The organism is Saccharothrix sp., from assembly GCF_031180885.1.
In the GTDB taxonomy this organism is placed as follows: Bacteria; Actinomycetota; Actinomycetes; order Mycobacteriales; family Pseudonocardiaceae; genus Actinosynnema.
In genome coordinates this window covers 407,827-431,616 of record NZ_JAPSLK010000002.1, presented here as the reverse complement: position 1 = coordinate 431,616, position 23,790 = coordinate 407,827, and the positions used below count along the sequence as shown (strand labels likewise).

At 69.9% G+C, this 23,790-nt stretch carries 17 protein-coding genes; 11 read left to right on the top strand and 6 right to left on the bottom strand.

The features are described 5' to 3' along the window. Nucleotides 1-48 precede the first annotated feature (48 nt). Nucleotides 49-1,257: a DUF6801 domain-containing protein gene (locus RIN75_RS06055; protein WP_309110771.1), complete on the bottom strand. Its 1,209-nt coding sequence runs from the start codon at nt 1,255-1,257 to the stop codon at nt 49-51. A gap of 249 nt (nt 1,258-1,506) precedes the next feature. Between RIN75_RS06055 and RIN75_RS06050 the strand changes: the two genes are divergently transcribed. Continuing rightward, a complete protein-coding gene (locus RIN75_RS06050) occupies nt 1,507-2,124 on the top strand; it encodes a hypothetical protein (RefSeq protein ID WP_309110770.1) in 618 nt (205 codons plus the stop codon). On the opposite strand, the gene RIN75_RS06045 is transcribed toward RIN75_RS06050, so the two are convergent. After that, nucleotides 2,121-3,368, bottom strand: a complete 1,248-nt coding sequence (locus tag RIN75_RS06045; RefSeq protein ID WP_309110769.1) for a helix-turn-helix domain-containing protein — start codon at nt 3,366-3,368, stop codon at nt 2,121-2,123. The genes RIN75_RS06050 and RIN75_RS06045 overlap by 4 nt on opposite strands. A 340-nt stretch (nt 3,369-3,708) precedes the next feature. Further along, nucleotides 3,709-5,265: an AMP-binding protein gene (locus RIN75_RS06040; RefSeq protein WP_309110768.1), complete on the bottom strand. Its 1,557-nt coding sequence runs from the start codon at nt 5,263-5,265 to the stop codon at nt 3,709-3,711. Nucleotides 5,266-5,494: 229 nt separating this feature from the next. On the opposite strand from RIN75_RS06040, the gene RIN75_RS06035 reads away from it, so the two are divergent. The 6 genes from RIN75_RS06035 to RIN75_RS06010 are packed head-to-tail and all read left to right on the top strand — an operon-like array spanning nt 5,495 to nt 11,627. Continuing rightward, a complete protein-coding gene (locus tag RIN75_RS06035) occupies nt 5,495-6,586 on the top strand; it encodes an MCE family protein (protein WP_309110767.1) in 1,092 nt (363 codons plus the stop codon). Next, nucleotides 6,583-7,599: an MCE family protein gene (locus tag RIN75_RS06030; protein ID WP_309110766.1), complete on the top strand. Its 1,017-nt coding sequence runs from the start codon at nt 6,583-6,585 to the stop codon at nt 7,597-7,599. The genes RIN75_RS06035 and RIN75_RS06030 overlap by 4 nt, the downstream gene beginning before the upstream one ends. Continuing rightward, nucleotides 7,596-8,567, top strand: a complete 972-nt coding sequence (locus RIN75_RS06025; protein ID WP_309110765.1) for an MCE family protein — start codon at nt 7,596-7,598, stop codon at nt 8,565-8,567. Before RIN75_RS06030 ends, RIN75_RS06025 begins: the two co-directional genes overlap by 4 nt. Beyond that, the gene (locus RIN75_RS06020; RefSeq protein WP_309110764.1) at nt 8,567-9,574 is read left to right on the top strand and encodes an MCE family protein; all 1,008 of its coding nucleotides are present in this window, start codon (nt 8,567-8,569) and stop codon (nt 9,572-9,574) included. Before RIN75_RS06025 ends, RIN75_RS06020 begins: the two co-directional genes overlap by 1 nt. Then, on the top strand, nt 9,571-10,533 hold the full coding sequence (locus RIN75_RS06015) for an MCE family protein (protein WP_309110763.1): 963 nt from the start codon (nt 9,571-9,573) through the stop codon (nt 10,531-10,533). The genes RIN75_RS06020 and RIN75_RS06015 overlap by 4 nt, the downstream gene beginning before the upstream one ends. Before the next feature lie 14 nt (nt 10,534-10,547). Next, nucleotides 10,548-11,627: an MlaD family protein gene (locus tag RIN75_RS06010; RefSeq protein WP_309110762.1), complete on the top strand. Its 1,080-nt coding sequence runs from the start codon at nt 10,548-10,550 to the stop codon at nt 11,625-11,627. Between the two features lie 208 nt (nt 11,628-11,835). On the opposite strand, the gene RIN75_RS06005 is transcribed toward RIN75_RS06010, so the two are convergent. From RIN75_RS06005 to RIN75_RS05995, 3 genes are all read right to left on the bottom strand, one after another. Continuing rightward, a complete protein-coding gene (locus RIN75_RS06005) occupies nt 11,836-12,228 on the bottom strand; it encodes a YchJ family protein (RefSeq protein WP_375295916.1) in 393 nt (130 codons plus the stop codon). 3 nt (nt 12,229-12,231) lie between these two features. Beyond that, nucleotides 12,232-12,408 carry a hypothetical protein gene (locus RIN75_RS06000; protein ID WP_309110760.1) on the bottom strand — a complete coding sequence of 59 codons (177 nt, stop codon included), beginning with the start codon at nt 12,406-12,408 and terminating at the stop codon, nt 12,232-12,234. Nucleotides 12,409-12,492: 84 nt separating this feature from the next. Then, nucleotides 12,493-13,827: a glycoside hydrolase family 6 protein gene (locus RIN75_RS05995; protein ID WP_309110759.1), complete on the bottom strand. Its 1,335-nt coding sequence runs from the start codon at nt 13,825-13,827 to the stop codon at nt 12,493-12,495. Between the two features lie 448 nt (nt 13,828-14,275). Between RIN75_RS05995 and RIN75_RS05990 the strand changes: the two genes are divergently transcribed. From RIN75_RS05990 to RIN75_RS05975, 4 genes are all read left to right on the top strand, one after another. After that, a complete protein-coding gene (locus RIN75_RS05990; protein ID WP_309110758.1) occupies nt 14,276-16,939 on the top strand; it encodes a glycoside hydrolase family 9 protein in 2,664 nt (887 codons plus the stop codon). A 113-nt stretch (nt 16,940-17,052) separates the two neighbouring features. Continuing rightward, the gene (locus RIN75_RS05985) at nt 17,053-19,983 is read left to right on the top strand and encodes a glycoside hydrolase family 48 protein (protein WP_309110757.1); all 2,931 of its coding nucleotides are present in this window, start codon (nt 17,053-17,055) and stop codon (nt 19,981-19,983) included. 270 nt (nt 19,984-20,253) lie between these two features. Further along, entirely contained in the window at nt 20,254-22,785 is a 2,532-nt protein-coding gene (locus tag RIN75_RS05980; RefSeq protein ID WP_309110756.1) for a glycoside hydrolase family 3 C-terminal domain-containing protein, read from the top strand. Beyond that, entirely contained in the window at nt 22,785-23,789 is a 1,005-nt protein-coding gene (locus RIN75_RS05975; protein WP_309110755.1) for a LacI family DNA-binding transcriptional regulator, read from the top strand. Before RIN75_RS05980 ends, RIN75_RS05975 begins: the two co-directional genes overlap by 1 nt. Nucleotide 23,790 lies beyond the last annotated feature (1 nt).

Sequence of the window (23,790 nt, the reverse complement as noted above, 5' to 3'; positions counted from 1 at the left end):
AAAGCCCTTCCGGGTCTTCCGGAAGGGCTTTTCGTCAGTGAGCAGGAATTACTTCTTGGCGATGGTCAGGTCGAGCGTGTTGCCCGGCCCGGGAATGGTGCCGTTGACGATCGCGGTCACCAGGCCGCACCGCTCGAACTTGTCGATGGCGTACGTGCCGGCGAGCTTGCCGCCCGCGAGCGGGTCGAAGCCGGGCTGGGAGACCAGGTCGATCGAGGTGGGCGTGACCGTGTGGCACGCGTCGGTCGGCCGGACCACCTGGATGCCCAGCACCCGCACGTCGGTGAGCTTGACGGTCACCTTCGCGTTGGCGGTCACCGCGCCCGCCGCGATGGTGCCGACGGTCCGTCCCTGCGGGATCAGGCGCACGGTGGCCTTGGTCGGCATGAACCCGAAGAGCTTGAACTCGCCGGGTGCGTCGGGCAGGGCCAGGTCGCCGGCGAACTTGCCGCCGAGCAGGTCGACCTCGGTCTTCAGGGTGCCCGGTCCGAGCTTGAGGTCCGAGCCGAGCTTCTTGATGCCGCTGACGCCCGTGACGCCGTAGTCGATCCGCAGCGGGTCGTTGGGCGGAGCGCTGGTCGTCGGCGTGGTGGGTTGGGTCGTCGTTGTTGTTGTCGTGGTGGTTGTGGTTGTGGTCGTGGTGGTCGTCGTGCCGGGGGCGACGGTGAACTCGTGGAGCAGGGTCTGCTGGCCGGGCTTGAGCGTGCAGTCCGAGGTGAACGTGCCCAGGCCGGTCTCCGTCCCGTCGGCCTTGCGCGGGGTCAGGGTGGTGCTGAAGTCGCCGATCGAGATGGTCGTGCGGCCGGCGTTGGTGAACGACACCGAGGGGGTGCCGCCGGTCGCGACCGTGTCGAACGCGCCGGACGGTGGCACGGGTGTCTTGGCCACGGTCAGGTCGGGCACGATGTCCAGCACCGTGCCGGCGTTGTCCACCTTGGTCTTCGCCTTGGCGGTGCCCTCCACGGTGGCCGCCCCGACCAGGGCCAGGCCCTGCGTGGCGTTGGGCGGCACGGTCGCGGTCGCCGTCACCTTCGCCGCCGGGATCGGCTGCCCGACGACGGCCGAGTCGGGCAGGTCCTCCACGACGATCTTCACGCTCATGTCCTGCGTGCCGATCAGCGGGAACGGGCAGCTGTAGACCAGGGTGAGCGAGGCCGTCGCCGCCGCGCCGACCCCGGCGCCCGCGAAGGCCACCGAGCCGAGCACCACCGCGCCGACCGCGAGCCCGCCGACGAACCTCCTCCTGGAACCGGTCATGTGCGTCTCCTCGTCGAGACAACTGGTTGAAGGACGCGATCGCGGCAGCCGAATCGCGGCTACTGGTCAGTAAACTAGCGCTGCGGAACAGTATTCGGCAAGTATTTTCGGGGTGTTCGCACGTGTTGTCAGGCTCGCGACAAAACCTGTCCCGGATTTTGTCACGCGGGTGATAAAACACCGGGTAACAGTTGTCCCGGCAGGTGTCGGGAAGTAGTTTCCAAGAATGCGCCGGAACGGATCACGCAGGTGAGGGTCGCACTGGTCGTCGCGGTCGTGGCGGTGCTCGTGCTCGCCCTCCTCCCGCGCGGCCACGTCGTGCGGTACGCGCAGGTCAAGCCGCCCGTGCCGGCGGCCGGCCTGAAGCTGAAGTACAAGGTCGACGGGGTCAACCGGGTCGCGAAGCTCCAGTCCGACCTGGTGATCGGGCCGGGCAACCTCGACACCGAGATCGACCTGGTCACCGGCGACCTGAAAGGCGATCTGACGCTGCCCCCGAGCAACGGCTACTTCATCGTGTTCGGTTTCGTGCCGAACACCGCGCGGGTGGACCTGATCCCTTCCGCGCCGGTCGTCGGCAAGATCTCGGCCGGTCACATCAAAGCCACCTCGCAGGTGTACATCAAATTGAGCGAGGTCCACGTCAACGGCCAGTTCCTCGACGTCGGCCCGGACTGCAAGACCGAGGTGCCCGCGTCGATCGACCTGGAGGGGCCGTTCGACCTGGCGAAGATCCCGATGAAGGCGACCTTCACCATCCCCAGGTTCGCGAACTGCCAGGGCGCGGAGCGGCTCGACCCGCTGTTCACCGGCCTGATCTCCGGACCGGACAACAAGCTGGACATGACCCTGACCGCGCAGCTCTAGGCCGATCTCGGCTGGGTTGGTCGTCGGGAGTCGAGCAGGCGCAGGGCCCTGAGTGCGATGCCCATGTCGAACAACGCGTCCGGGTCGTGCAGGCGGTCCCCGAACAGCTCTTCCAGTTGGCGCAACCGGTAGCGCACCGTCTGCGGGTGCACCGCCAGCGACGACGCCACCTCCGGCGCGCTGCCCCGGGTCTGGATCCAGGCGGTCATGGTTTCCCGCATCCGCTGCTGCTGCTTGGGCGTCAGCCCGTCGAGCGGCGCGAGCGTCCGCCGGACCAGCTCGCGGAGCAGTTCCTCGTCGCCGAGCAGGAGGAGCGTCGACAGGTGCTCGGTGGTGTCGACCATCGGCTTGTCGACGATCAGCCCGGACTGGATCAGCGTGACCGTCCGCCGCGCCCACCGCAGCGACTGGCGCGCCTTGGCCAACGGCACCAACGGTCCCACGGCCGCGCGCCACCCGCCGAGCTTGTGCTCCAGGGCGACCAGCTGGCGTTCGGGGTCGGTCAGCAGCAGGCACGGTTCGCTGCCTTCGAGGTCCATCAGGATGTCCTCGTGGAGGGAGGGGATCGGCAGCTGGTGCTGGTCGGTGCGTCTCTCCAGCGCCACCACGACGACCTTCTCCGGCACCGGCCAGTGCGCGGCGTCGGCGAGGTCGGCGAGCGCGCCGGGGTGGTAGCCGGGTTCGCCGAGGATCAGGTCAAGCAACCGCTTGCGCCGCCGCTGCACGGCGCCGGCGTGCCGGGCCTGCGCCTCGGCGTAGCCCTCCATCGAGCGCAGGGAGAGTTCGTCGATGTAGGCGAAGATCGCCTCGGCGATGAGGCACATGGTGGCCAGCGGGACCCGTTCGCGCAGCCCGAACTCCGAGATCCGCCGCCACGCGACCCGCGCCCCGATCCGGTAGGCGGTCTGCAGCAGGTCCAGGCTGCGGCCCGCGCTGACCTCCAGCTTGCCCAGCAGCCGGAACAGCTTCGCGCGGTCCTCGCGCTGCGCGGTCGGGTCGACCATCCGGTCGATGAACTGGTGGATCGCCTGCTCGACGCCCTCGACGACCACCTGGCCGAACATCCCCTCCAACTTCTGGGAGTATTCGGCGATCGAGCACTGGATTTCCCGCACCATGTCCGTGGCCACCGCCCCCGCGTTGGCCCGGAACTTCGGCGCGAGGTCGGCCGGCAGTTGCGCCCACAGGTCCACGTTGCCGATGAGCGGTAATTCCGGGGCGTGCAGTTCTCCGGTTCTGTTCATGCGCTTCGCCCACCACCTAACGCCTCAGGTGTGATTCCGAACACTGTATTTTTGATCTTGGGTCTGGTCAACCAAGGCGCACCCCGGTGACAAATCGGGAGTGCGGTTTGTGCGATCCATGACAAAAAGGCCTCGCGGGGCGTGGCACGTTGGGTGTCCGCCGAGGCATGTCGCGTTGGGCGTTCCGCCCACCCGCCCATCCGACGCCACCTCCACCCCACCGATGCGCTTCCGCCCCCGCGCCGCCGACTCCGCGCCGCCGACCCCGCACCGCCCCGACCAGATCACGCGCTCGCCCGACCGCACCCGAGACCCTGAGCGGCCACCTCGCCGAACCCCGCTACCGCAACTCCCGCCGCAGCACCTTCCCGGTCGCGTTGCGCGGCAAAGCCTGGAGCAGGACCACCTCCCGGGGCACCTTGTGCCGCGCCAACCGATCCCTGACAAAAACCTTCAAAGCCTCCGGGTCCACCCGCGCCCCCGGCACCGGCACCACGTACGCCCGCAACCGCTGCCCGAACTCCTCGTCCGGCACCCCCAGCACCACCGACTCCCGCACCTGGTAGTGCGTGGCCAGCAGGTTCTCCACCTCCGACGGGTACACGTTCTCCCCGCCCGACACGATCATGTCGTCCTCGCGCCCGTCCACGAACAGCCGGCCGCCGTCGTCGAAGTGCCCCAGGTCGCCGGTCGACACCAACCCGTCGAGGGTGTCCTTGCCGCCGCCCCCGGAGTAGCCGCTGAACCGCAGCCCGCTGCCGACGAACACCCGCCCGACCGCCCCCGCGCGCGTCACCCGCCGGCCCTCGAAGTCGTAAAGCCGGACCACACACGTGCGCGGCGGCAACCCGACTGTTCCAGGCGCAACCCGCAAATCGGACGGGGTCGCCACGGTCGCCACCGCCACCTCGGTCGACCCGTACAGGTCGTAGACGACATCCCCGAACCGCCTGGTCGCCTCCTCCGCCAACGGCGCCGGCAGATCAGACCCGGAGCTGAGCACCACCCGCAGCGCCGACAAGTCATGCGATTCCAACTCGACCGGACCCAGATCGAGAATCCGCCGCAACATCGTCGGAACCAGCATGATCGCCGTGCAACGGTGCCGCGCCAGCAACTCCACCGCCTCCCGCGCATCGAACCGCCGCCGCAGCACGACCGTCGAACCCAACCCCAACGCGAGCACCAGGTGCGCGAACCCGATGCCGTGGAACACCGGCGCGGCGATCAGCGACGTCTCCCTGGCGCGCAGCGGAATCCGGTCCAGGAAGTCCACCGCGGCGAAGGCCGACCGGACCTCCCGGTGCGCGCCCTTCGGCGTGCCGGTGGTGCCGCTGGTCAGCAGCACGACCTGGCCGGGCCGGGGCGGCTGAGGAGGGTCAACCGCAGGTGCCGAAGCAACCAACCCATCGAACTCCCCGGTGGGGAACCGGGCCACGTCGGGCGGCACCTCGGCGACCACCGGATCGAAGTCCTCGTCGTGAACCAGCGCGGCGACCTGCTCGCGCCGCGTCACGTCGGCCAGTTGCGGCCCGGCGAACCCGGTGTTCAACAGCAAGGCCCGCGCCCCGATCCGGGCGCACGCCAGCATCGCCTCCACCGCGCCCCGGTGGTTGCGGCACAGCAGGGCCACCACGTGGTGCGCGCGGATGCCCGTGGCGTGCAGCGCGCGGGCCAACCCAGCTGAGCGTTCGTGCAAGTCACGATAGGTCTGGGAGCCTTTCTCGTCGATCAACGCCACGTGGTCGGGCTGGTACCGGGCGCCCCGCAGGACCGAGCCGAGCAACGGGCCGTGGGCGCGCACCTCGATCAGCGACCGCACCGCCCGAACGGGCCGCAGCGGTTCGACCAGACCGGCTCTGTGCAGCACCCGGACGCAGTGCACCAACTTGACCATGCGAGCACCCCCAACTCCTGCCCTCGGTGACGCATTCGTAGCCCGGCGAACCGCCCAGCGCCAGGGCGGAACTCGTTTTTGTGCGGGCGTGAGTGGTCTGTGCCACCATATTTGTCACATCGGTGACAAGCCTTTTCGGCTGCTTGTGCGGCCGGACACCGGTCAGTAACGTACTCGCCGGTAACGTTATTTCGGCCGGTATTCACAAATCCCTCCCGGAGAATAACCGATGGCATTCCGCCGACGGCTGCTGGGGCTGCTCTTCGTGGCGCTGATCGTCGCGCTGTGCGGGCTGTCCGTCGCGGCTTACCTCAAGGTGTTCACCACCCGGGTGACCGTGCTGCTGCGCACCGACCACGTCGGCAACCAGCTCCAGGTCGACTCGGACGTGAAGCTGCTCGGCGTCCAGGTCGGGCAGGTGGGCGCGGTCCGGTCGCACGGCTCGGGCGCGGAGGTCGAGCTGGCGATGTGGCCCGAGGAGGTGGGGCGCATCCCGGCCAACGTGTCCGCCCGCCTGCTGCCCAAGACCCTGTTCGGCGAGCGGTTCGTGAGCCTGGAGCTGCCCGACGACCCGACCGGCGCGCTGGGCCGGGGCGCGGTGATCGAGCAGGACCGGACGTCCAGCGCGATCGAGATCGAACGGGTCTTCAACGACCTGCTCCCCACGTTGCAGGCGGTGCGCCCGGACAAGCTGTCGTCCACGCTGACCTCGATGGCGCAGGCGCTGGACGGGCGCGGCGCCACGTTGGGCGAGACCATCACCGAGCTGGACGCCTACCTGCGCGAGCTGAACCCGCAACTACCGGTGCTCAAGCAGGACATCACCAAGTTCGCCGACATGTCCGGCGTCTACGCCGACGCGGGCCCGGACATCGTGCAGGCGTTGAAAGAGCTGACCACGACCAGCCGCACCATCGCGCAGCAGCGCGCGGACCTGGACGCCGTCTACGCGAGCCTCACCACGGCCGCCGCCGACCTGACCGCGTTCTTCAAGGACCACGGCGAGAACTTCGTGGGCCTGTCCGACCGCAGCCGCCCGACGCTGGAGCTGTTCGCCACCTACTCGCCGTCGTTCCCGTGCGTGCTGGTGGCGGTCAACGACCTGCGCCCGCGGATGGACCAGGTGCTCGGCAAGGGCACCGACCAGCCCGGCATGCACGCGAACGTGACCGTCGTGCCGCCGGGGCAGAAGTACGTGCCGGGGCGCGACGACCCGGTCATCCGCCGGGGCGGCACGCCGCACTGCCCGGCGGGGCCGGTGAACGCGGTCGCGCCGGACCAGGTGCCGGGGTGGGCCGGCTTGCTGATGGGGGTTCGATGAGGTCGATAGCGGCGCCGCTGACCAAGTTCCTGGTGTTCGTGGTGGTCACCGTGGCGGCCACGGCGTTCCTCGCCTCGACGATCGCGGGCGGCAACGGCGGCGGCTCGGCCACCTACACCGCCCGGTTCACCGACGTCACCGCCGTCGCAGAGGGTGACGACGTGCGCATGTCCGGGGTGAAGGTCGGCCAGGTCGAAGGAATGAAGCTGGTCGACGACGAACTGGTGGACGTCGAGTTCTCGGTGGACAACGGCCGTTCGTTGTCTGCCGCCGTGACCGCGACCATCAAGTACCGCAACATGGTCGGCCAGCGGTACATCGCGCTGGAGCAGCCCGCCGGCCGCATCGCCGACCGCCTGCCCGAGGGCGGCCTGATCCCGGTGGAGCGCACCAAGCCCGCGCTCGACCTGACCATGCTGTTCAACGGCTTCAAGCCGCTGTTCCAAGCGCTGAACCCGGACGACGTCAACAAGCTGTCCCACGAGATCATCCAGGTGCTGCAAGGCGAGGGCGGCACCGTGGAGAGCCTGCTCGCCCACACCGCCTCGCTGACCAGCACGTTGGCCGCCAAGGACGACGTGATCGGCAAGGTGGTCGAGAACCTCAACGCCGTGCTGGAGACGGTGAACTCACGCGACGACCGGTTCGGCACCCTGCTGACGTCCATGCGCCAACTGGTGTCCGGGTTCGCCGCCGACCGCCAACCCATCGGCAACGCCATCACCGGCCTGGCCGGGTTGAGCGAGAGCACGGCCTCCCTGCTGGAGCAGGGGCGACAGCCGTTGAAGGACGACATCGCCGCGTTGGGCGTGCTGGCGGGCAACCTGGGCAACGCGCCCGAGCTGGAGCCGTTCGTGCGCAACCTGCCGGTGAAGTTCGAGGCCATCGGCCGCGTCTCCTCCTACGGCTCCTGGCTGAACTTCTACCTGTGCATGGCGTCCTCGGACGCCAAACCCGCGCCGGGCGGACCACCGGTCGGGCTGCCCGTCACCGAACAGAGGTGCCACCGATGACCCGGCGTCCGGTCCTGCTCGGCGCGGTGGGGCTCGCGTTCATCGCGATCACCTCGCTGCTCGCCTTCTTCATCGAGGACGTGCCGTTCTTCGGCGGCGGCACCCGGTACGAGGCCCACTTCAAGGAGTCCGCCGGGCTGCGCCAGGACGACGAGGTCCGGGTCTCCGGCATGAAGGTCGGGCAGGTGACCGACGTGCGGCTGCACGACGGCAAGGTGCGCGTGACCTTCCGCGTGAAGGGCCTCGAACTGGGCGACCGCAGCCGCGCCGACATCCGCATCAAGACGCTGCTGGGCCAGAAGTTCCTCGCACTCGACTCCGAGGGCCGCGACAAGCTCGACCCCGACACCCCGATCCCGGTGGAGCGCACCACCTCCCCCTACGACGTGATCGAGGCGTTCAGCGGGCTCTCCGACACCATCAGCAAGATCGACACCGACCAGCTCGCGCAGAGCTTCCGGGTCCTGTCCGACACCTTCCGCGACTCGCCGCAGCACGTGAAGCAGGCGCTGGACGGGCTGTCCGCGCTGTCCAAGACGATCTCCTCGCGCGACGAGCAGTTGGCCGACCTGGTCAGCGGCGCCAACAAGATCAGCGGCGCGCTCGCCGACCGCACCAACGACTTCGCCGCGCTCATCACCGACGGCGTGAAGCTGCTGGAGGAGATCGGGCACCGCCGCCAGGCCATCGCCGCGCTGCTGGACGGCACGCGCGAGCTGTCCCGGCAACTGGCGGGCCTGGTGCAGGACAACCAGCAGCAGCTCGGCCCGGCGCTGGAGCAGCTGGAGAAGGTCACCGACGTGCTGCGGCGCAACCAGGAGAACCTCGACCGCGGGCTCGCGCTGGCCGGCCCGTACTACCGGCTGCTCAACAACTCGCTGGGCAACGGGCAGTGGGTCGACACCTACATCTGCGGTCTGGTCGCCCAACCCGGCGGTCGCCGCGACTGCACCCCCGGGGGTCGCTGATGTTCGTCCGGACGCAGGGGCGGCGCAGGCTGTTCGCGGCGCTGGCACAGGGGTTGGTGTTGGTGCTGGTCGCTGTTGTCGCGGTGTGGTGGATCTTCCTGCGCCCCGCGGCCAAGCACGTGACCGCGTACTTCACCGCCGCGGTGGGCGTGTACGAGGGGTCGGACGTGCGGGTGCTGGGGGTGAAGGTCGGCCAGGTCGTCGGCGTGGTGCCCGAGGGCGGCTCGGTGCGGGTGGAGCTGGCCATCGACCACGACGTCGACGTGCCGGCCGACGCGCGGGCCGTCGTCGTGTCGCCCAACATCGTGGCCGACCGGTACGTGCAGCTCGCCCCCGTCTACACGGGCGGGGACAAGATGGCGTCCGGCGCGGTGATCACCACCATCCGCACGGCGGGCACGGTCGAGCTGGATGATCTTTATAAGAGCCTGGACACCTTGTTGACCGCGTTGGGGCCCGAGGGCGCCAACAAGGAGGGTGCGCTGTCGGACCTGTTGAAGACAGGGGCGGCGAACCTGGACGGGGCCGGGTCTTCGTTGGGCGAGTCGATCCGGCAGTTGGCGGACGCGGCGCGCACTCTGTCCGGGTCGCGGGAAGATCTGTTCGGGACTGTGGATCACCTTCAAGAGTTCACCAGCATGTTGGCCGCCAACGACGATCAGGTGGGCAAGTTGGCCGAGCAGTTGGCCGATGTCTCGGGGTTCTTCGCCGCCGAGCGGGATGACCTGGGTGCGGCTTTGGGTGAGCTGGCCACGGCGTTGGAGCAGGTGCGCGGGTTCGTGCGGGACAACCGGGGCCGAGTGAAGTCCACTTTGGACGACCTGGCCGGGATCACCGGGACCCTGGTGAACCAGCAGAAGTCGCTGGCCGAGGTGCTGGACGTGGCCCCGGTGGCGCTGCACAACGTGGTCAACGCCTACGACCCCGCGACCGGGACGCTCAACGCGCGGGCCAACCTCAACGAGTTCGTCGCCGACCTGCTCAGCGTGCCCGGGGGGACCAGATGAGGTTCGTGGCTGTGCTGCTGGTGTTCGTGCTGACCGGGTGCTCGGCGATCCCCAGCGCGTACGACCTGCCGTTGCCCGGCGGTGCCGATCTGGGCGATCGGCCGTACCGGGTGGTGGTGGAGTTCGACGACGTTCTTGACCTTGTGCCGCACGCCGGCGTGAAGGTGGACGACGTGCCGGTGGGCAAGGTGGAGCGGGTCGAACTGTCCGAGGACGGGTCGATGGCGTTGGTGCACTTGGCTGTGCGCGGGGATGTGAGGTTGCCGGCCAACGCCCTGGCGCGGCTGCGGCAGTCGAGCTTGCTGGGGGAGAAGTTCGTGGAGCTGGACAGGCCGGAAGCGTCGTCGGCGTCGCCGTTGGTGGATGGTGCGGTGATCCCCCTGTCCCGCACCAACCGCAACCCCGAGGTGGAGGAGGTGTTCGGGGCGCTGTCCATGCTGCTGAACGGTGGCGGGATATCGCAGATCCAGGACATCTCGCGGGAGCTGAGCGCGGCGTTGGACGGCAACGAGACCGCGGTGAAGTCGCTCTTGTCCACTATGGACACATTTGTGGGTGCGTTGGACGAGCACAAGGGTGAAATCACGCGAGCCATCGAGGGGATGGACCGGTTCGCCAAGTCGTTGGAGGCCAAGAAGTCCGAGATCGCAGAGGTGCTGGACGGCTTGGAGCCGGGGCTGCGGGTGCTGAACGAGCAGCGCGGGCAGTTGGTGACCATGCTGAACACCCTGCACGAGCTGTCCGGTGTTGCGGTGGACACGGTGAACCGGAGCCGTGAGGACCTGGTGGCGGATCTTCGCGCGCTGGAGCCGACGTTGCGGAAGTTGGCCGAGGCGGGGCAGGCGTTGCCGCAGTCGTTGGAGCTGTTGCTGACGTTCCCGTTCACCGACGCGGTGCTCGACGGGATCAGGGGCGACTACCTGAACTCGTACCTGACGCTGAACACCGGGGGCCGTTGATGATCACGGGTCGGATGCGGTTGCAGATCGTGTTGTTCGCGGTGATCGCGTTGCTGGGCGTGACTTATGTGGGGGCCAAGTACGCGGGGCTGGTGGTGGTGGACGACGGGTACCGGGTGAAGCTGGAACTCGCCCGGACGGGTGGGTTGTTCACCGGTGGTGAGGTCACTTATCGAGGTGTGCCGGTGGGGCGGGTCGGGCCGATCCGGTTGGTGGACAAGCGGGTCGAGGTCGAGTTGCGGATCGCGGCGGGTGCGCCGGCCATCCCGGCGGACCTGGAGGCCGTGGTGGCCAACCGGTCGGCGGTGGGGGAGCAGTACGTCGACCTGCGGCCTCGGGGGAGCGGTGGGCCGTTCCTGGGGGAGGGGTCGGTGATCTCGCAGTGGCAGACCCGGTTGCCGCTGCCCGTGGAGCAGGTGTTGACCAGCTTGGACGACTTGGCGCGGTCGGTGCCGATCGAGTCGTTGCAGACCGTGGTGGACGAGCTGGACAGCGCGCTGCGGGGGACCGGGCCGGACTTGCAGGTGCTGCTGGACGCGACCAGGGAGTTCACCGAGACGGCTGGGCAGCACCTGCCGCAGACGACCCGGTTGTTGAACGATTCGCTGGTCGTGTTGCAGACCCAGCTGGATCATTCGGCGGCGATCAATTCCTTTGCCGATTCGGCGTTGTTGGTGGCGGAGCGGTTGCGGGCGGCGGATGGGGATTTGCGGCGGTTGATCGCTTCCGCGCCGGGGGCGGCGGCGGAGGTGAGCGCGTTGTTGCGCGAGTCGGGGCCGAATCTGGGGATCGTGCTGGCGAACCTGTTGACCACTGCGGACGTGATGGTGACTCGGCAGGGGCAGTTGGAGCAGGTGTTGGTGACCGTGCCGGATGTGGTGAGCGTGGGGGCCTCGACGGTGCGGGGTGGGCAGGCTTCGTTCGGGCTGGCTTTGACGTTTTTCGAGCCCGCGCCTTGCCATGCGGGGTATGAGGGCACGGCGAAGAAGGGTGGGCTGGACACTTCGGTGGGTGGGCTGAACACCGAGGCGAGTTGCACTTTGCCGCGCGGGAGTGAGACCGGGGTTCGGGGGTCGCAGAACGTTCCGCGCTAGCTTCAAGCTTTCAAGCGTTCGAGCGCTTTGGGAGGCGCTTCGCGCTCTCAAGCGGACGCGCTGGCGCGCTCTCAAGATCAAAGCTTGAAAGATCAAAAGCGGCGCTCGCCGCGCGGCAGGCCACCGAGGCCCTTCCTGTGCTGATAGCCCGAGCAAAAGCAGCGCCTAAGGCGCGAAAGCAGCCGGCGGGTCGTGGGGTGTGCGGGGGCTAGGCGGGGTTGACGTAGAGCCAGCGGTTGTTTTCGCGGACGAAGTGGCTGTTCTCGTGGAGTTCCTGGGGGTCGCCGCGGTAGCGGTAGTGGGCGGTGAACTCCACGGTGCCGGTGGTGTGGAACGGGGTGCCTTCGGTCCGGTGGTGGATCTTCAGGTGGGTCCAGTGCTGGTCCGGGTCGAAGTCGATCCGCTTGGGCCTGGTGGTGGGGTGCCAGGTTTGGAGGAGGTAGGCCTCGTTCCGGAGGGCGAAGGCGGTGAAGCGGGAGCGCATCAGGGCTTCGGCGGTGGGGGCGGTCTTGGCGCCCGCGTGGAACGGGCCGCAGCACGTTTCGTAGGGCTCGCCCAGGCCACAGGGGCAGGTCGTCGGCACCTGCCCATTGTGGGGCATGCGCTAGTCGACGTCGCAGGCTGAGCGGCCGGAGCGGTTCCAGCGGAGCCACTGGAGCGTGGCCTGGGCTTCCGGGTCGCCGCCGGCCGCCGCCGCGGTCAGGTCCGCGTGGGCCTGGTAGCGGTCCTCGGGGGAGGAGTCGGGGGCGGTCAGGACGGTGGCCGCCTCGTCTGGGGTCATGTGACCAGGATAAGACGGAGGCGGCTCCCCGTGCCGGGACTGCCATCACCGGGGCACGGGGAGCCGCAGGGCTGGGAACGGCCGTCAGGAGCAGGCCGCGCCGTTCAAGGTGGGAGACGAGAACGGCGGGGTGGCTCCGGAGAAGCTCGCGCTGTAGCCGATGGTCGCGGTTCCACCGGTGCCGAGCTTGCCGTTCCAGGACGCGTTGACGACCCGGACCACGTCGCCGGTGTCGGTCCACGTCCCGTTCCAGCCCTGGGTGACGGTCACGCCGGGCGCGGAGAAGGCCAGGGTCCAGCCGTCGATCGGCGCCCCCCGGTTCTCGATCACGATCTCCCCGGTGTAACCGCCCGACCACGCGCTCACCACGCGGTGCCGCACCGCGCACCCGTTGCCGGGCTGGGGCGTGGTCGTGGAAGTACTGGTGGTTGTAGTAGTGGTGGTTGACGTCGGGCCTGCGGCGATGGCCAGTTCGTAGGCGCGTTGCGGGACGAACTGTCCCGCGCCGGCGATGCAGCCGTCCGCCTCGCCCGGCAGCTTGACCCACAGGTAGGCGTCGATGCGGGCGTCGCCGGTGTTGGTGGTGCTGGGGGTGCCGATGGCGCGACCGGGCGGGTCGCACCACTCGCTGCCCGCCGGACCGTTGCCGTTGCGGCTGGTGTCGATCACGGCCTTGAGGCGCGAGTCGCCCAGGTTGTTCAGGATGTTGTGGGCGTAGCTGGTCTCCGTGCTGGTGTAGCGGTAGTTCGAGACGTTCAGCGAGATGCCGTCGGCGCTGTTGAAGATGTCCGCGCTGCGCAGGCGCGACGCGGCCTCGGCCGCCGACAGCCAGCCCGAGTGGCCGATGTCGAAGTAGACCTTGGCCTGCGACGAGCCCGCCTTGAGCTTCTTGCCCGCGTACGCCATGGACGCCCGCGTCTCGTTCTGCTGGTCGGCGGACTGGCAGTTGGTCATGATCGGCAGCACGTCCGGTTCCAGCACGATCGACGCGCGCCGCCCGCCCAGACCGGCCGCCACCTGGTCCACCCACGCCCGGTACTCGGCGTGCGAACGGGCACCGCCGCCGCTGGCGCCGCCGCAGTCGCGGTTGGGGATGTTGTAGACGACGAGGATCGGGATCTTGCCCGCCGCCGCGGCCGCGCCGACGAAGGCGTCCACCTCCGCGCGGACGGTCGAGGTGTTGGACGTGGTCCACCAGCGCGCCTGGGGGACCGACGCGATCCGGTCGCGGATCACCGGCGTGCGGGAGTCGCCGGGGTTGGCCGCCACCCACCGGGCCGCGCCGGTGTTCGGGTCCACGTAGAACGCCGAGTCGGCCGCGTGCGCCGCGGGTGCGCCGCCGCCGAGCGCCAGGACCGCCGCGCCCGCCACCAGGGTGCCGGCCAGCGCGCCCGCGATCGCCGCCTTGCCTTTCCTCATCGCCTTCCCTCTCGCCGACGCCGATGTCGGTGGGACCACCCGTGTTGGGAGCGCTCCCAGTCGGCGGCACTGTAACCATTCCGAACCCATCGGCAAAAGGGGCAACCCGCTGCGAGCGTCGGCCGCACATCGTTGATCGATTTCACGTTCAGTGGATCGAATCGCATCGAATAGACGGTGAAACGCCGTCACGTCGGCCTGTCGGAGACTCGGGAGCACGCTGAGTAGGCGATTCCGGGCTCGATTGCTCCATTCCGGTAACACTGGCACCGATCGAACGGCCAAGGGGCTCAATTCGAGAATTGCGGCATTCGGTCCAGTTCTGGCAGGGGCATCTGGCGTACCGGTCCGGGTGGTTGCGGATCGACCTCTTTTCACGGTGTTGCGTTGCCGTTACAGTCCCGCACTGGGAGCGCTCCCAGAATCCCCTGCTGCATGGAGGCACCGCATGCGACGACGCATGTCCGGTGCGGCGGCCGGCACGCTCGCGGTGCTGGTCGGCGCGCTGACGCTCACCGCACCCCAGTCCCCGGCGACGGCCGCGCCCGCGTTCAACTACGGCGAGGCGCTCCAGAAGTCGATCTGGTTCTACGACGCCCAACGCTCCGGCGACCTGCCCGCGGACAACCGCGTGAACTGGCGCGGCGACTCGGCGATGCGCGACGGCGCGGACGTCGGCCTCGACCTCACCGGCGGGTTCTACGACGCGGGCGACCACGTGAAGTTCGGCCTGCCGTTCGGCGCCTCCATGACGATGCTCGCCTGGGGCGCGGTGGAGAACCGCGACGCCTACGAGGGTTCCGGCCAGCTGCGCCACCTGATGTCCAACCTCAAGTGGGGCACCGACTGGATCGTCAAGGCGCACCCCTCCCCGAACGTGGTCTACGGCCAGGTCGGCGCGGGCAACCCCGACCACGCCTGGTGGGGCCCCGCCGAGGTGATGCGGATGGCGCGCCCGGCGTACAAAGTGGACGCCTCCTGCCCCGGCTCGGACCTCGCCGGCGAGTACGCCGCCGCGCTCGCCGCGTCCTCCATGGTGTTCAAGCCGACCGACCCGGCCTACGCCGCGACGCTGCTGACCCACGCCAAGCAGCTCTACACCTTCGCCGACACCTACCGCGGCAAGTACAGCTCCTGCATCACCGACGCGGCGAGCTTCTACAACTCGTGGAGCGGCTACCAGGACGAGCTGGTGTGGGGCGCGATCTGGCTCTACCGCGCGACCGGCGACGCCGCCTACCTGACCAAGGCCAAGGCCGAGTACCCGAAGCTGTCCACCGAACCGCAGAGCACCACGCGGTCCTACAAGTGGACCATCGCGTGGGACGACAAGTCCTACGGCGCCTACGCCCTGATGGCCAAGCTGACCGGCGAGGCGGAGTACGTCGCCGACGCCAACCGCTGGCTGGACTACTGGACCACCGGCTACAACGGCAACCGCATCCGCTACTCGCCCGGCGGCCAGGCCGTGCTCGACACCTGGGGTTCGCTGCGGTACGCGGCCAACACGGCGTTCGTCGCCCTGGTCTACAGCGACTGGCTGCGCGCCACCGACGCCGCCCGCGCCACCACCTACCACGACTTCGGCGTCAAGCAGATCAACTACGCGCTGGGCGACAACCCCCGAAACTCCAGCTACGTCGTCGGTTTCGGCGCCAACCCGCCGCGCAACCCGCACCACCGCACCGCGCACGGCGCGTGGGCCGACAGCATCCAGGAGCCCGTCACCAACCGGCACGTCCTGTACGGCGCGCTGGTCGGCGGCCCGAGCACCAACGACGACAAGTACACCGACAACCGCCAGGACTACGTGGCCAACGAGGTCGCGCTGGACTACAACGCGGCCTTCACCGGCGCGCTCGCCCGGCTCTACAAGGAGTACGGCGGCACGCCCCTGGCCAACTTCCCGGTCGCCGAGACCCCCGACGGCCCCGAGCTGACCGTGCAGGCGTCGGTCAACCAGTCGGCGGCGCAGTTCACCGAGGTGAAGGCGTTCATCCTCAACAAGTCCGCGTGGCCCGCCCGCACGTTCAACGGCTCGCTGCGCTACTACTTCACCCTCGACGGCGCCACCACGCCCGAGCAGATCACGGTCACCACGAACTACAACCAGTGCGGCACCGCGAGCGGTCCGACCCGGTTCAGCGGCAACGTCTTCTACGTCGACATCCCCTGCCCGGACGTCTACCCGGGCGGCCAGTCCGCGCACCGGCACGAGGTGCAGTTCCGCATCACCAGCGCGGGCACCTGGGACCCGACCAACGACTGGTCCTACACCGGCCTGGGCTCGGGCAACACCGTCGTGCAGACCGACCGCCTGGTGCTGCGCGAGAACGGCGTCGTCCAGTGGGGCAAGGAACCCGGTGAGGTCCCGGCCGACCGCGAGGCCCCGACCGTCCCCAGTGGACTGACCGCCGGCAACGTCACCGGTTCCAGCGCCACGCTGACGTGGACCGCCGCCACCGACAACGTCGGCGTGGCGGGCTACGACGTCCTGCGCGCGGACGGCACCACGGCCGCCACCGCGAGCACCACCACCCACCTGCTCACCGGCCTCACCCCGGACACGGCCTACACGTTCTCGGTGCGCGCCAAGGACACCTCGGGCAACGTCTCCGCGGCGAGCACCCCGGTCTCCTTCCGCACCAAGGCCGGCGGCACCACCGGCGGCCTGGTCGCCCAGCACCGCGGCAACGGCGGCGCGACCGCGAACCAGATCGGCGCCACCCTCAACCTGGTCAACCGCGGCACCACCGCCGCGAGCCTGGACACCGTCACCCTGCGGTACTGGTTCACCGGCGACGCCACCAACGCGAACTACCAGGTCTGGTGCGACTGGGCGGTGGTCGGCTGCGCCAACGTCCGCGCCACGGTGGTCAAGCTGCCCACCGCGCGGCCCGGCGCGGACGCCTACCTCCAGGTCACCTTCGCCGCCAGGACGCTCAACCCCGGCGCGCAGACCGGTGACATCCAGTTGCGGGTGGCCAAGTCCGACTGGTCGCAGTTCGACCAGACCAACGACCACAGCTACCGGGTCAGCGCGACCCTGACCGACTTCGACCGCGTCACCGCGCACAGCGGCGGCGCCCTCGTCTGGGGCACCGAGCCCTAGCCCAAGGCCTCGGCACGGGGCGTTCTGCGCGCCCAGGCGTCCCGTGCCGATTCCACTTCACCGCCCTTTCAAGACTCGCGGGTCAACGGCTGATCCGTGCAGGAGGAGGACGCATGAGGTACCGCACCAGAGCCGGACGGTCGCGCAGTCGACCGCTCGCGCTGATCGCGGCGGCGGCGACCGCCGCAGGCATGATGCCGCTCGTGGCACCGGCCGCGCACGCCGCGGTCACGTGCACGGTCGAGTACAAGGTGACCAACCAGTGGCAGGGCGGCTTCGGCGCCAGTGTCGCCATCAACAACCAGGGCGACCCGGTGAACAACTGGCGCCTCACGTGGACCTTCCCGGACGGCCAGCGCGTGCAGCAAGGCTGGAGCGGCACGTTCACCCAGAGCGGCAACGTGGTGACCGTCGCCGCGCCGTCCTGGGCGCCGAACCTGGCGACGGGCGCCCAGCACACCGTCGGGTTCAACGGCAGCTGGACCGGCCAGAACCGCGCGCCCGAGGACTTCGCGATCAACGGGACCCCCTGCACGGGCCCGAACGTCCTGCCGACCGTGTCGCTGACCGCGCCCACGTCCGGCCAGACCTTCCAGTCCGGCCAGGCGATCCCGCTGGCGGCCAACGCCAGTGACAGCGACGGCACCGTCACCAAGGTCGACTTCCTGGCCGACGGCGCGGTCGTCGCGACCGACACCAGCGCCCCGTACACCGGGTCCTGGACCGGCGCGGCGGTCGGCGAGCACTCGATCGTCGCCCGCGCCACCGACAACAAGGGCGGGGTCAGGGCGTCGACGGCCGTCGGCGTGCGCGTGCTGGCCGGGCAGGCGATCCAGATCAGCCCGCCCACGCTGAACGTCCGGCAGGGCGGCACGGGCACCTTCGGCGTCTCGCTGGCCACCGCGCCCACGTCGAACGTCACCGTGACGATCTCCCGCACCGGCAGCGCGGACCTCACCGCCTCCCCGGTGTCGCTGACGTTCACCCCGACCAACTGGTCCACCAAGCAGAACGTCACCGTCACCTCCGCGGACAACGGCGGCGACCTGGGCACCGCGACGTTCACCGCGAGCGCCGCCGGCGTCACCTCGGCCACCGCCACGGTGACCGAGATCGCCAAGGGCTCGTCGGACTTCACCCAGGCGTTCCTGGACCAGTACAACAAGATCCACGACCCGGCCAGCGGCTACTTCCGGACCTTCTCCGACGGTCTGAAGGTGCCCTACCACTCGGTCGAGACGCTGATGGTCGAGGCGCCCGACCACGGCCACCAGACGACGTCCGAGGCGTTCAGCTACTACCTGTGGCTGGAGGCCAGCTACGGCCGGATCACCGGCAACTGGGCGTCGTTCAAGTCCGCGTGGGCCTCGATGGAGAAGTACATCATCCCGGCCAAGGCGGACCAGCCGACCAACGACAAGTACAACCCGGCCGACCCGGCGACCTACGCGCCCGAGCACCCGCGCATGGACCAGTACCCGTCGGTGCTGGACGGCAACGTGCCGGTCGGCTCCGACCCGATCGCCAACGAGCTGAAGACGGCCTACGGCACGTCGGACATCTACGGCATGCACTGGCTGCTCGACGTCGACAACACCTACGGCTTCGGCCGCTGCGGCGACGGCACCAACACCGCGCCCGCGTACATCAACACCTACCAGCGCGGTTCGTCGGAGTCGGTGTGGGAGACCATCCCGCAGCCCTCGTGCGACACCTTCGCGCACGGCGGCCCCAACGGCTTCCTCGACCTGTTCACCAAGGACGCCTCCTACGCCAAGCAGTGGAAGTACACCAACGCCCCGGACGCCGACGCGCGCGCGGTGCAGGTGGCGCTGCTGGCCCAGCAGTGGGCGACCGCGCAGGGCAAGGGCGCGGAGATCGCGCCGGAGCTCGACAAGGCCGCCAAGATGGGCGACTACCTGCGCTACGCCATGTTCGACAAGTACTTCAAGCGCATCGGCAACTGCACCAACGCGCAGACCTGCCCCGGCGGGACCGGCAAGGACAGCGCGCACTACCTGATGTCCTGGTACTACGCCTGGGGCGGCGCGACGGACACGTCCGCCGGCTGGGCGTGGCGCATCGGTGACGGCGCGTCGCACCAGGGCTACCAGAACCCGCTCGCGGCTTACGCGCTGGCGCAGGTGCCCGCGCTGAAGCCGAAGTCGGCCACCGGCCAGCAGGACTGGGCGAAGTCGCTGGACCGCCAGCTCGAGGTGCTCCAGTGGCTGCAGTCCGCCGACGGCGGCATCGCGGGCGGTGTCACCAACACCTGGGAGGGCCACTACGGCACGCCACCGGCGGGCACGCCGACGTTCTACGGCATGTTCTACGACGCCCACCCGGTGTGGCGGGACCCGCCGTCGAACCGCTGGTTCGGCTTCCAGGTGTGGCAGATGGAGCGCACCGCCTCGCTGTACCAGATGACCGGTGACCCGCGCGCCAAGAAGATCCTCGACAAGTGGGTCCCGTGGGCGCTGGCCAACACCACCGTCGGCACCGGCGGCGCGTTCCAGATCCCGAACGACCTGGAGTGGACCGGTGCGCCGGACAACTGGAACCCGACCTCGCCGGGCGCGAACGCGAACCTGCGGGTGCGGGTGCTCAACCACAGCCAGGACGTCGGTGTCGCGGCCTCCTACGCCAAGACGCTGCTGAACTACGCGGCCGAGTCCGGCAACGCCGCCGCCCGCACCGCGGGCGAGGGCCTGCTGAACGCGATGCTCGCGCACCGGGACGCCAAGGGCATCGCCGTGCCGGAGGAGCGCAAGGACTACAACCGGTTCGACGACCCGTACGTGTCGAGCACCGGTGAGGGCGTCTACGTCCCGCCGGGCTGGACGGGTGACATGCCCAACGGCGACATCATCAACAGCAGCGCGACGTTCCTGTCGATCCGCTCGTTCTACCGCAACGACCCGGATTGGCCCAAGGTTCAGACCTACCTGAACGGCGGGCCCGCGCCGACCTTCACCTACCACCGGTTCTGGGCGCAGGCCGAGATCGCCACGGCGTTCTCGCTGCACGCGGAACTGTTCGGCTAGGCCCGCGAAGGTCGCCGTCGCCCCTCGCACACCGTGGTGCGAGGGGCGTTCGGCGTGCCTTCGAACGCCAATTGTGAATGGTGTCGAACGCGTTCGAATCGAATTGTTCGAAACCGCACGGGGTGTTGACGCCGCAGTGCGGCCTGTGCCACATTTCCGTTACTTCCTCCGCAGGTGATCGGGCGGTTGTTCCCCGGTCGACGAATCGAAACGGTTCGATTCACCCAGCAGTCCGTTCGAAGTGTTCGACGTGCGCGCGAGGTGCATCCGGTGAAACCCCCGTTCCGCGACCCGGCGTTGCCGGTGTCCTCCCGCGTGGCCGACCTGCTGGGCCGGCTCACCGAGGAGGAAAAGGTGGCGATGCTGCACCAGCGGCAACCCGCGGTGCCCCGGTTGGGCGTTGCGGAATTCCGCACCGGGACCGAAGTCCTGCACGGTGTGGCGTGGCTGGGCGAGGCCACCGTGTTCCCGCAGGCGATCGGACTGGCTTCCTCCTGGAACCCCGAGCTTGTGCACGCCGTGGGCGAGGCGGTCGGCACGGAGGCACGCGGCTTCCACCACCTCGACCCGGTGGCGCACGGCCTCAACGTGTGGGCGCCCGTGGTGAACCCGCTGCGCGACCCGCGCTGGGGCCGCAACGAGGAGGGCTACTCCGAAGACCCGGTGCTCACCTCGGAGCTGGCCACCGCGTACGCGTCCGGGCTGCGCGGCGGCCACCCGCGCTACCTGCGCACCGCGCCGACGCTGAAGCACTTCCTGGGCTACAACAACGAGACCGACCGCTGCGTCACGTCGTCGGACCTGCGGCCCAGGGTGCTGCACGAGTACGAGCTGCCGTGCTTCCTGGGGCCGCTGGCGGCCGCGGTGGCCGTGATGCCGTCCTACAACCTGGTCAACGGCCGTCCCGCGCACGTGAGCCCGTTGCTGGGCTTGCTGCCGCCGGACGTGGCGGTGGTCAGCGACGCCTACGCGCCGTCGAACATCGCGGGCCTGCAAGGGTTCCTGCCCACCCAGGCGGAGGGGCACGCCGCCGCGCTCAACGCCGGGCTGGACAGCTTCACCGACCAGGACGCCGACCCGACCCTGACGATCGAGAGCGTCCAGACCGCGTTGAAGGACGGGCTGCTCACCTGGGACGTGGTCGACCGGGCCGTGGGTCGGGTGCTGGCGCTGCGGTTCCGGCTCGGCGAGTTCGACCCGCCCGAGGACAACCCCTACGCCGCCATCACGTCCGACGTGATCGGCACGCACGGCGAGCTGGCGCTGGAGGCGGCGCGGCAGGCGGTGGTGCTGCTGCGCAACGACTGCCTGTCCGACCACGACTCGATGCTGCGGGACAACTTCCTGCTGCCGCTGCGGCCGGGCGCGAAGCTCGCGGTGGTCGGGACCCACGCGGACGTGGTGTTCCAGGACTGGTACAGCGGCACCCTGCCGTACGCGCAGACCGTCCTGAGTGGACTGTCGGAGTACGGGCCGGTGTCCTACGCCGAAGGGGTCGACCGGGTGGCGCTGCGCGCGGCGGACGGCCGGTACCTGGGCGTGCGGGACGGGGTCGTGGGCCTGGGGGAGCGGGCCGGGTTCGACCTCTTCGACTGGGGCGACGGCGTGTGGACGCTGCGGGACGCCGTGACGGCCAAGTACCTCGGGGTGTCCGAGGACGGCGAACTGGTGGCCCAGGCGGACACGCCGGGCGGGTGGGACGTGCGCGAGCTGTTCGAGCCGCGCGCTCAAGACGGTGGTGTCGTGCTGCGCAACGCCGTGCAGGGCACCGAAACCGAGGTGTTCACCGTCGAGCCGGTGGTGGACGGGATCGCCGCGGCGGCGGAGGTGGCGGCCGAAGCCGACGCGGCGGTCGTGGTGGTGGGCAACGACCCGCACATCAACGGCCGGGAGACCCAGGACCGGGCAGGGCTGGGTCTCCCGCAGGCCGAACTGGTGCGGGCCGTGCTCGCCGCCAACCCGCGCACCGTGCTGGTGGTGGTGAGCAGCTACCCGTACGCGCTGGACGTGGACGTGCCGGCGGTGGTGTGGACGGCGCACGGCGGGCAGGAGCAGGGCCGGGCCGTGGCCGAGGCGCTGATGGGCGCGTTCTCGCCCGCCGGGCGGCTGACGCAGACCTGGTACGCGTCCGAGGAGCAGCTGCCGGACCTGTTCGACTACGACATCATCCGGGCCCGCGGCACCTACCTGTACTTCGAGGGCGAGCCGCTGTTCCCGTTCGGGCACGGCCTGAGCTACACGACGTTCGAGTACGACAGTCTCCAGTGGACGGACGGTGTGGCCGCGGTCGGCGTGACCAATAACGGTCGCGTGCCGGGCGCGGAGGTCGTGCAGCTCTACTCGACCGCGTTGGAGTCACGGGTGCGGCAGCCGTTGCGCCGGCTCCAGTCCTTCCGGCGGGTGCACCTGGAACCGGGGGAGCGGCGGGTCGTGGAGCTGCCGGTGGCGCACCTGTGGCACTGGGACGTGGTGTCCGGGCGGCGGGTGGTGGAGGCCGGGCAGTACGAACTGCTGGTCGGCGCTTCTTCACGGGACATCCGGGCGCGCCTGGTGGTGGACGTGCCCGGCGAGCTGATCGGGCCGCGCTCGGGCGTGCTGCGGGCGGTGGACTTCGACGACTGCGAGGGCGTCCGGCTGGTGGACGACACGGTGGTGTTCACCGACGCGGGCGCGTGGATCTCCTTCCACGACGTCACCCCCGAGCACCGGACGGCACCGGCGGGCACACGGGTGGACTTGGCGGACGGGGTGTTGACGGTGACGGCGGAGCGCGCGGGCGTGCGCGTGGCGGAGGTGGGCTGATGGTCACGATCGCCGACGTGGCGCGGCACGCGGGTGTCGCGCCCAGCACGGTGTCCTACGCGTTGACCGGCCGCCGGTCGATCTCGCAGGCCACCAAGGCGCGCGTCGAGGCGAGCGTGCGGGCGCTGGGCTACCACCCGCACGCCGGCGCGCGGTCCCTGGCCAGCAACCGGGCGAACGTGCTGGCGCTGGTGCTGCCGATGCGCGAGGGCATGCACATGCCGGTGATGATGCAGTTCGTGGTCGCCGTGGCCTCGGCCGCCCGCCGCCACGAGCACGACGTGCTGCTGGTGACCGCCGACCAGGGCGCGGCGGGTCTCCGGAGGGTGGCGGGCAGCGCGCAGGTGGACGGCTTGCTCGTGATGGACGTCGAGATGCACGACGAGCGCGTGCCGGTGTTGCGGGAGCTGGACCGGCCGTCGGTGCTCATCGGCTTCCCCGCCGACGCGGCCCGGCTGACCTGCGTGGACCTGGACTTCGCCGAGGCGGGTGCCCGGTGCGTGGACCACCTGGCCGACCTCGGCCACACCTCGGTGGCCCTGATCGGCGCACCGCGCGCGGTGTACCAGCGCGACACCGGCTACGCCCACCGCACCATGGCCGGTTTCAGCGCGGCGGCGATGCGGCGGGGCGTGTCCTCGACGACCGTGCCGACGGACGCCGACCACGAGTCGGTGCACCGGACCGTGTCCGGCCTGCTGGAACGCCACCCGCAGCTCACCGGGCTGGTGGTGCACAACGAGGCCGCGTTGGGGTCGGTGGTGGAGGTGCTGCGCGTGCTGGGGCGGCGGGTGCCCGACGACATGGCCCTGGTCGCGATCTGCCCGGACGACCAGGCCGAACGCCTGAACCCGGCGCTGACCTCGGTGCACGTGCCGGCGGAGCAGTTGGGGCACCACGCGGTGGCGTTGTTGATGGCCAAGCTGAACCGTGCGCCGACGCCGGCGTTGACCCTGCTGCCGCCCCGGCTGACCGACCGCGACAGCACCCGGTCGCGCGCCTGAG

Excerpts from the sequence above, each read along its gene's own strand:
- RIN75_RS06055 (WP_309110771.1), bottom strand. The coding sequence starts at position 1,257 with ATGACCGGTTCCAGGAGGAGGTTCGTCGGCGGGCTCGCGGTCGGCGCG.
- RIN75_RS06045 (WP_309110769.1), bottom strand. The coding sequence starts at position 3,368 with ATGAACAGAACCGGAGAACTGCACGCCCCGGAATTACCGCTCATCGGC.
- RIN75_RS06040 (WP_309110768.1), bottom strand. The coding sequence starts at position 5,265 with ATGGTCAAGTTGGTGCACTGCGTCCGGGTGCTGCACAGAGCCGGTCTG.
- RIN75_RS06035 (WP_309110767.1), top strand. The coding sequence starts at position 5,495 with ATGGCATTCCGCCGACGGCTGCTGGGGCTGCTCTTCGTGGCGCTGATC.
- RIN75_RS06030 (WP_309110766.1), top strand. The coding sequence starts at position 6,583 with ATGAGGTCGATAGCGGCGCCGCTGACCAAGTTCCTGGTGTTCGTGGTG.
- RIN75_RS06025 (WP_309110765.1), top strand. The coding sequence starts at position 7,596 with ATGACCCGGCGTCCGGTCCTGCTCGGCGCGGTGGGGCTCGCGTTCATC.
- RIN75_RS06020 (WP_309110764.1), top strand. The coding sequence starts at position 8,567 with ATGTTCGTCCGGACGCAGGGGCGGCGCAGGCTGTTCGCGGCGCTGGCA.
- RIN75_RS06015 (WP_309110763.1), top strand. The coding sequence starts at position 9,571 with ATGAGGTTCGTGGCTGTGCTGCTGGTGTTCGTGCTGACCGGGTGCTCG.
- RIN75_RS06010 (WP_309110762.1), top strand. The coding sequence starts at position 10,548 with ATGCGGTTGCAGATCGTGTTGTTCGCGGTGATCGCGTTGCTGGGCGTG.
- RIN75_RS06005 (WP_375295916.1), bottom strand. The coding sequence starts at position 12,228 with ATGCCCCACAATGGGCAGGTGCCGACGACCTGCCCCTGTGGCCTGGGC.
- RIN75_RS06000 (WP_309110760.1), bottom strand. The coding sequence starts at position 12,408 with ATGACCCCAGACGAGGCGGCCACCGTCCTGACCGCCCCCGACTCCTCC.
- RIN75_RS05995 (WP_309110759.1), bottom strand. The coding sequence starts at position 13,827 with ATGAGGAAAGGCAAGGCGGCGATCGCGGGCGCGCTGGCCGGCACCCTG.
- RIN75_RS05990 (WP_309110758.1), top strand. The coding sequence starts at position 14,276 with ATGCGACGACGCATGTCCGGTGCGGCGGCCGGCACGCTCGCGGTGCTG.
- RIN75_RS05985 (WP_309110757.1), top strand. The coding sequence starts at position 17,053 with ATGAGGTACCGCACCAGAGCCGGACGGTCGCGCAGTCGACCGCTCGCG.
- RIN75_RS05975 (WP_309110755.1), top strand. The coding sequence starts at position 22,785 with ATGGTCACGATCGCCGACGTGGCGCGGCACGCGGGTGTCGCGCCCAGC.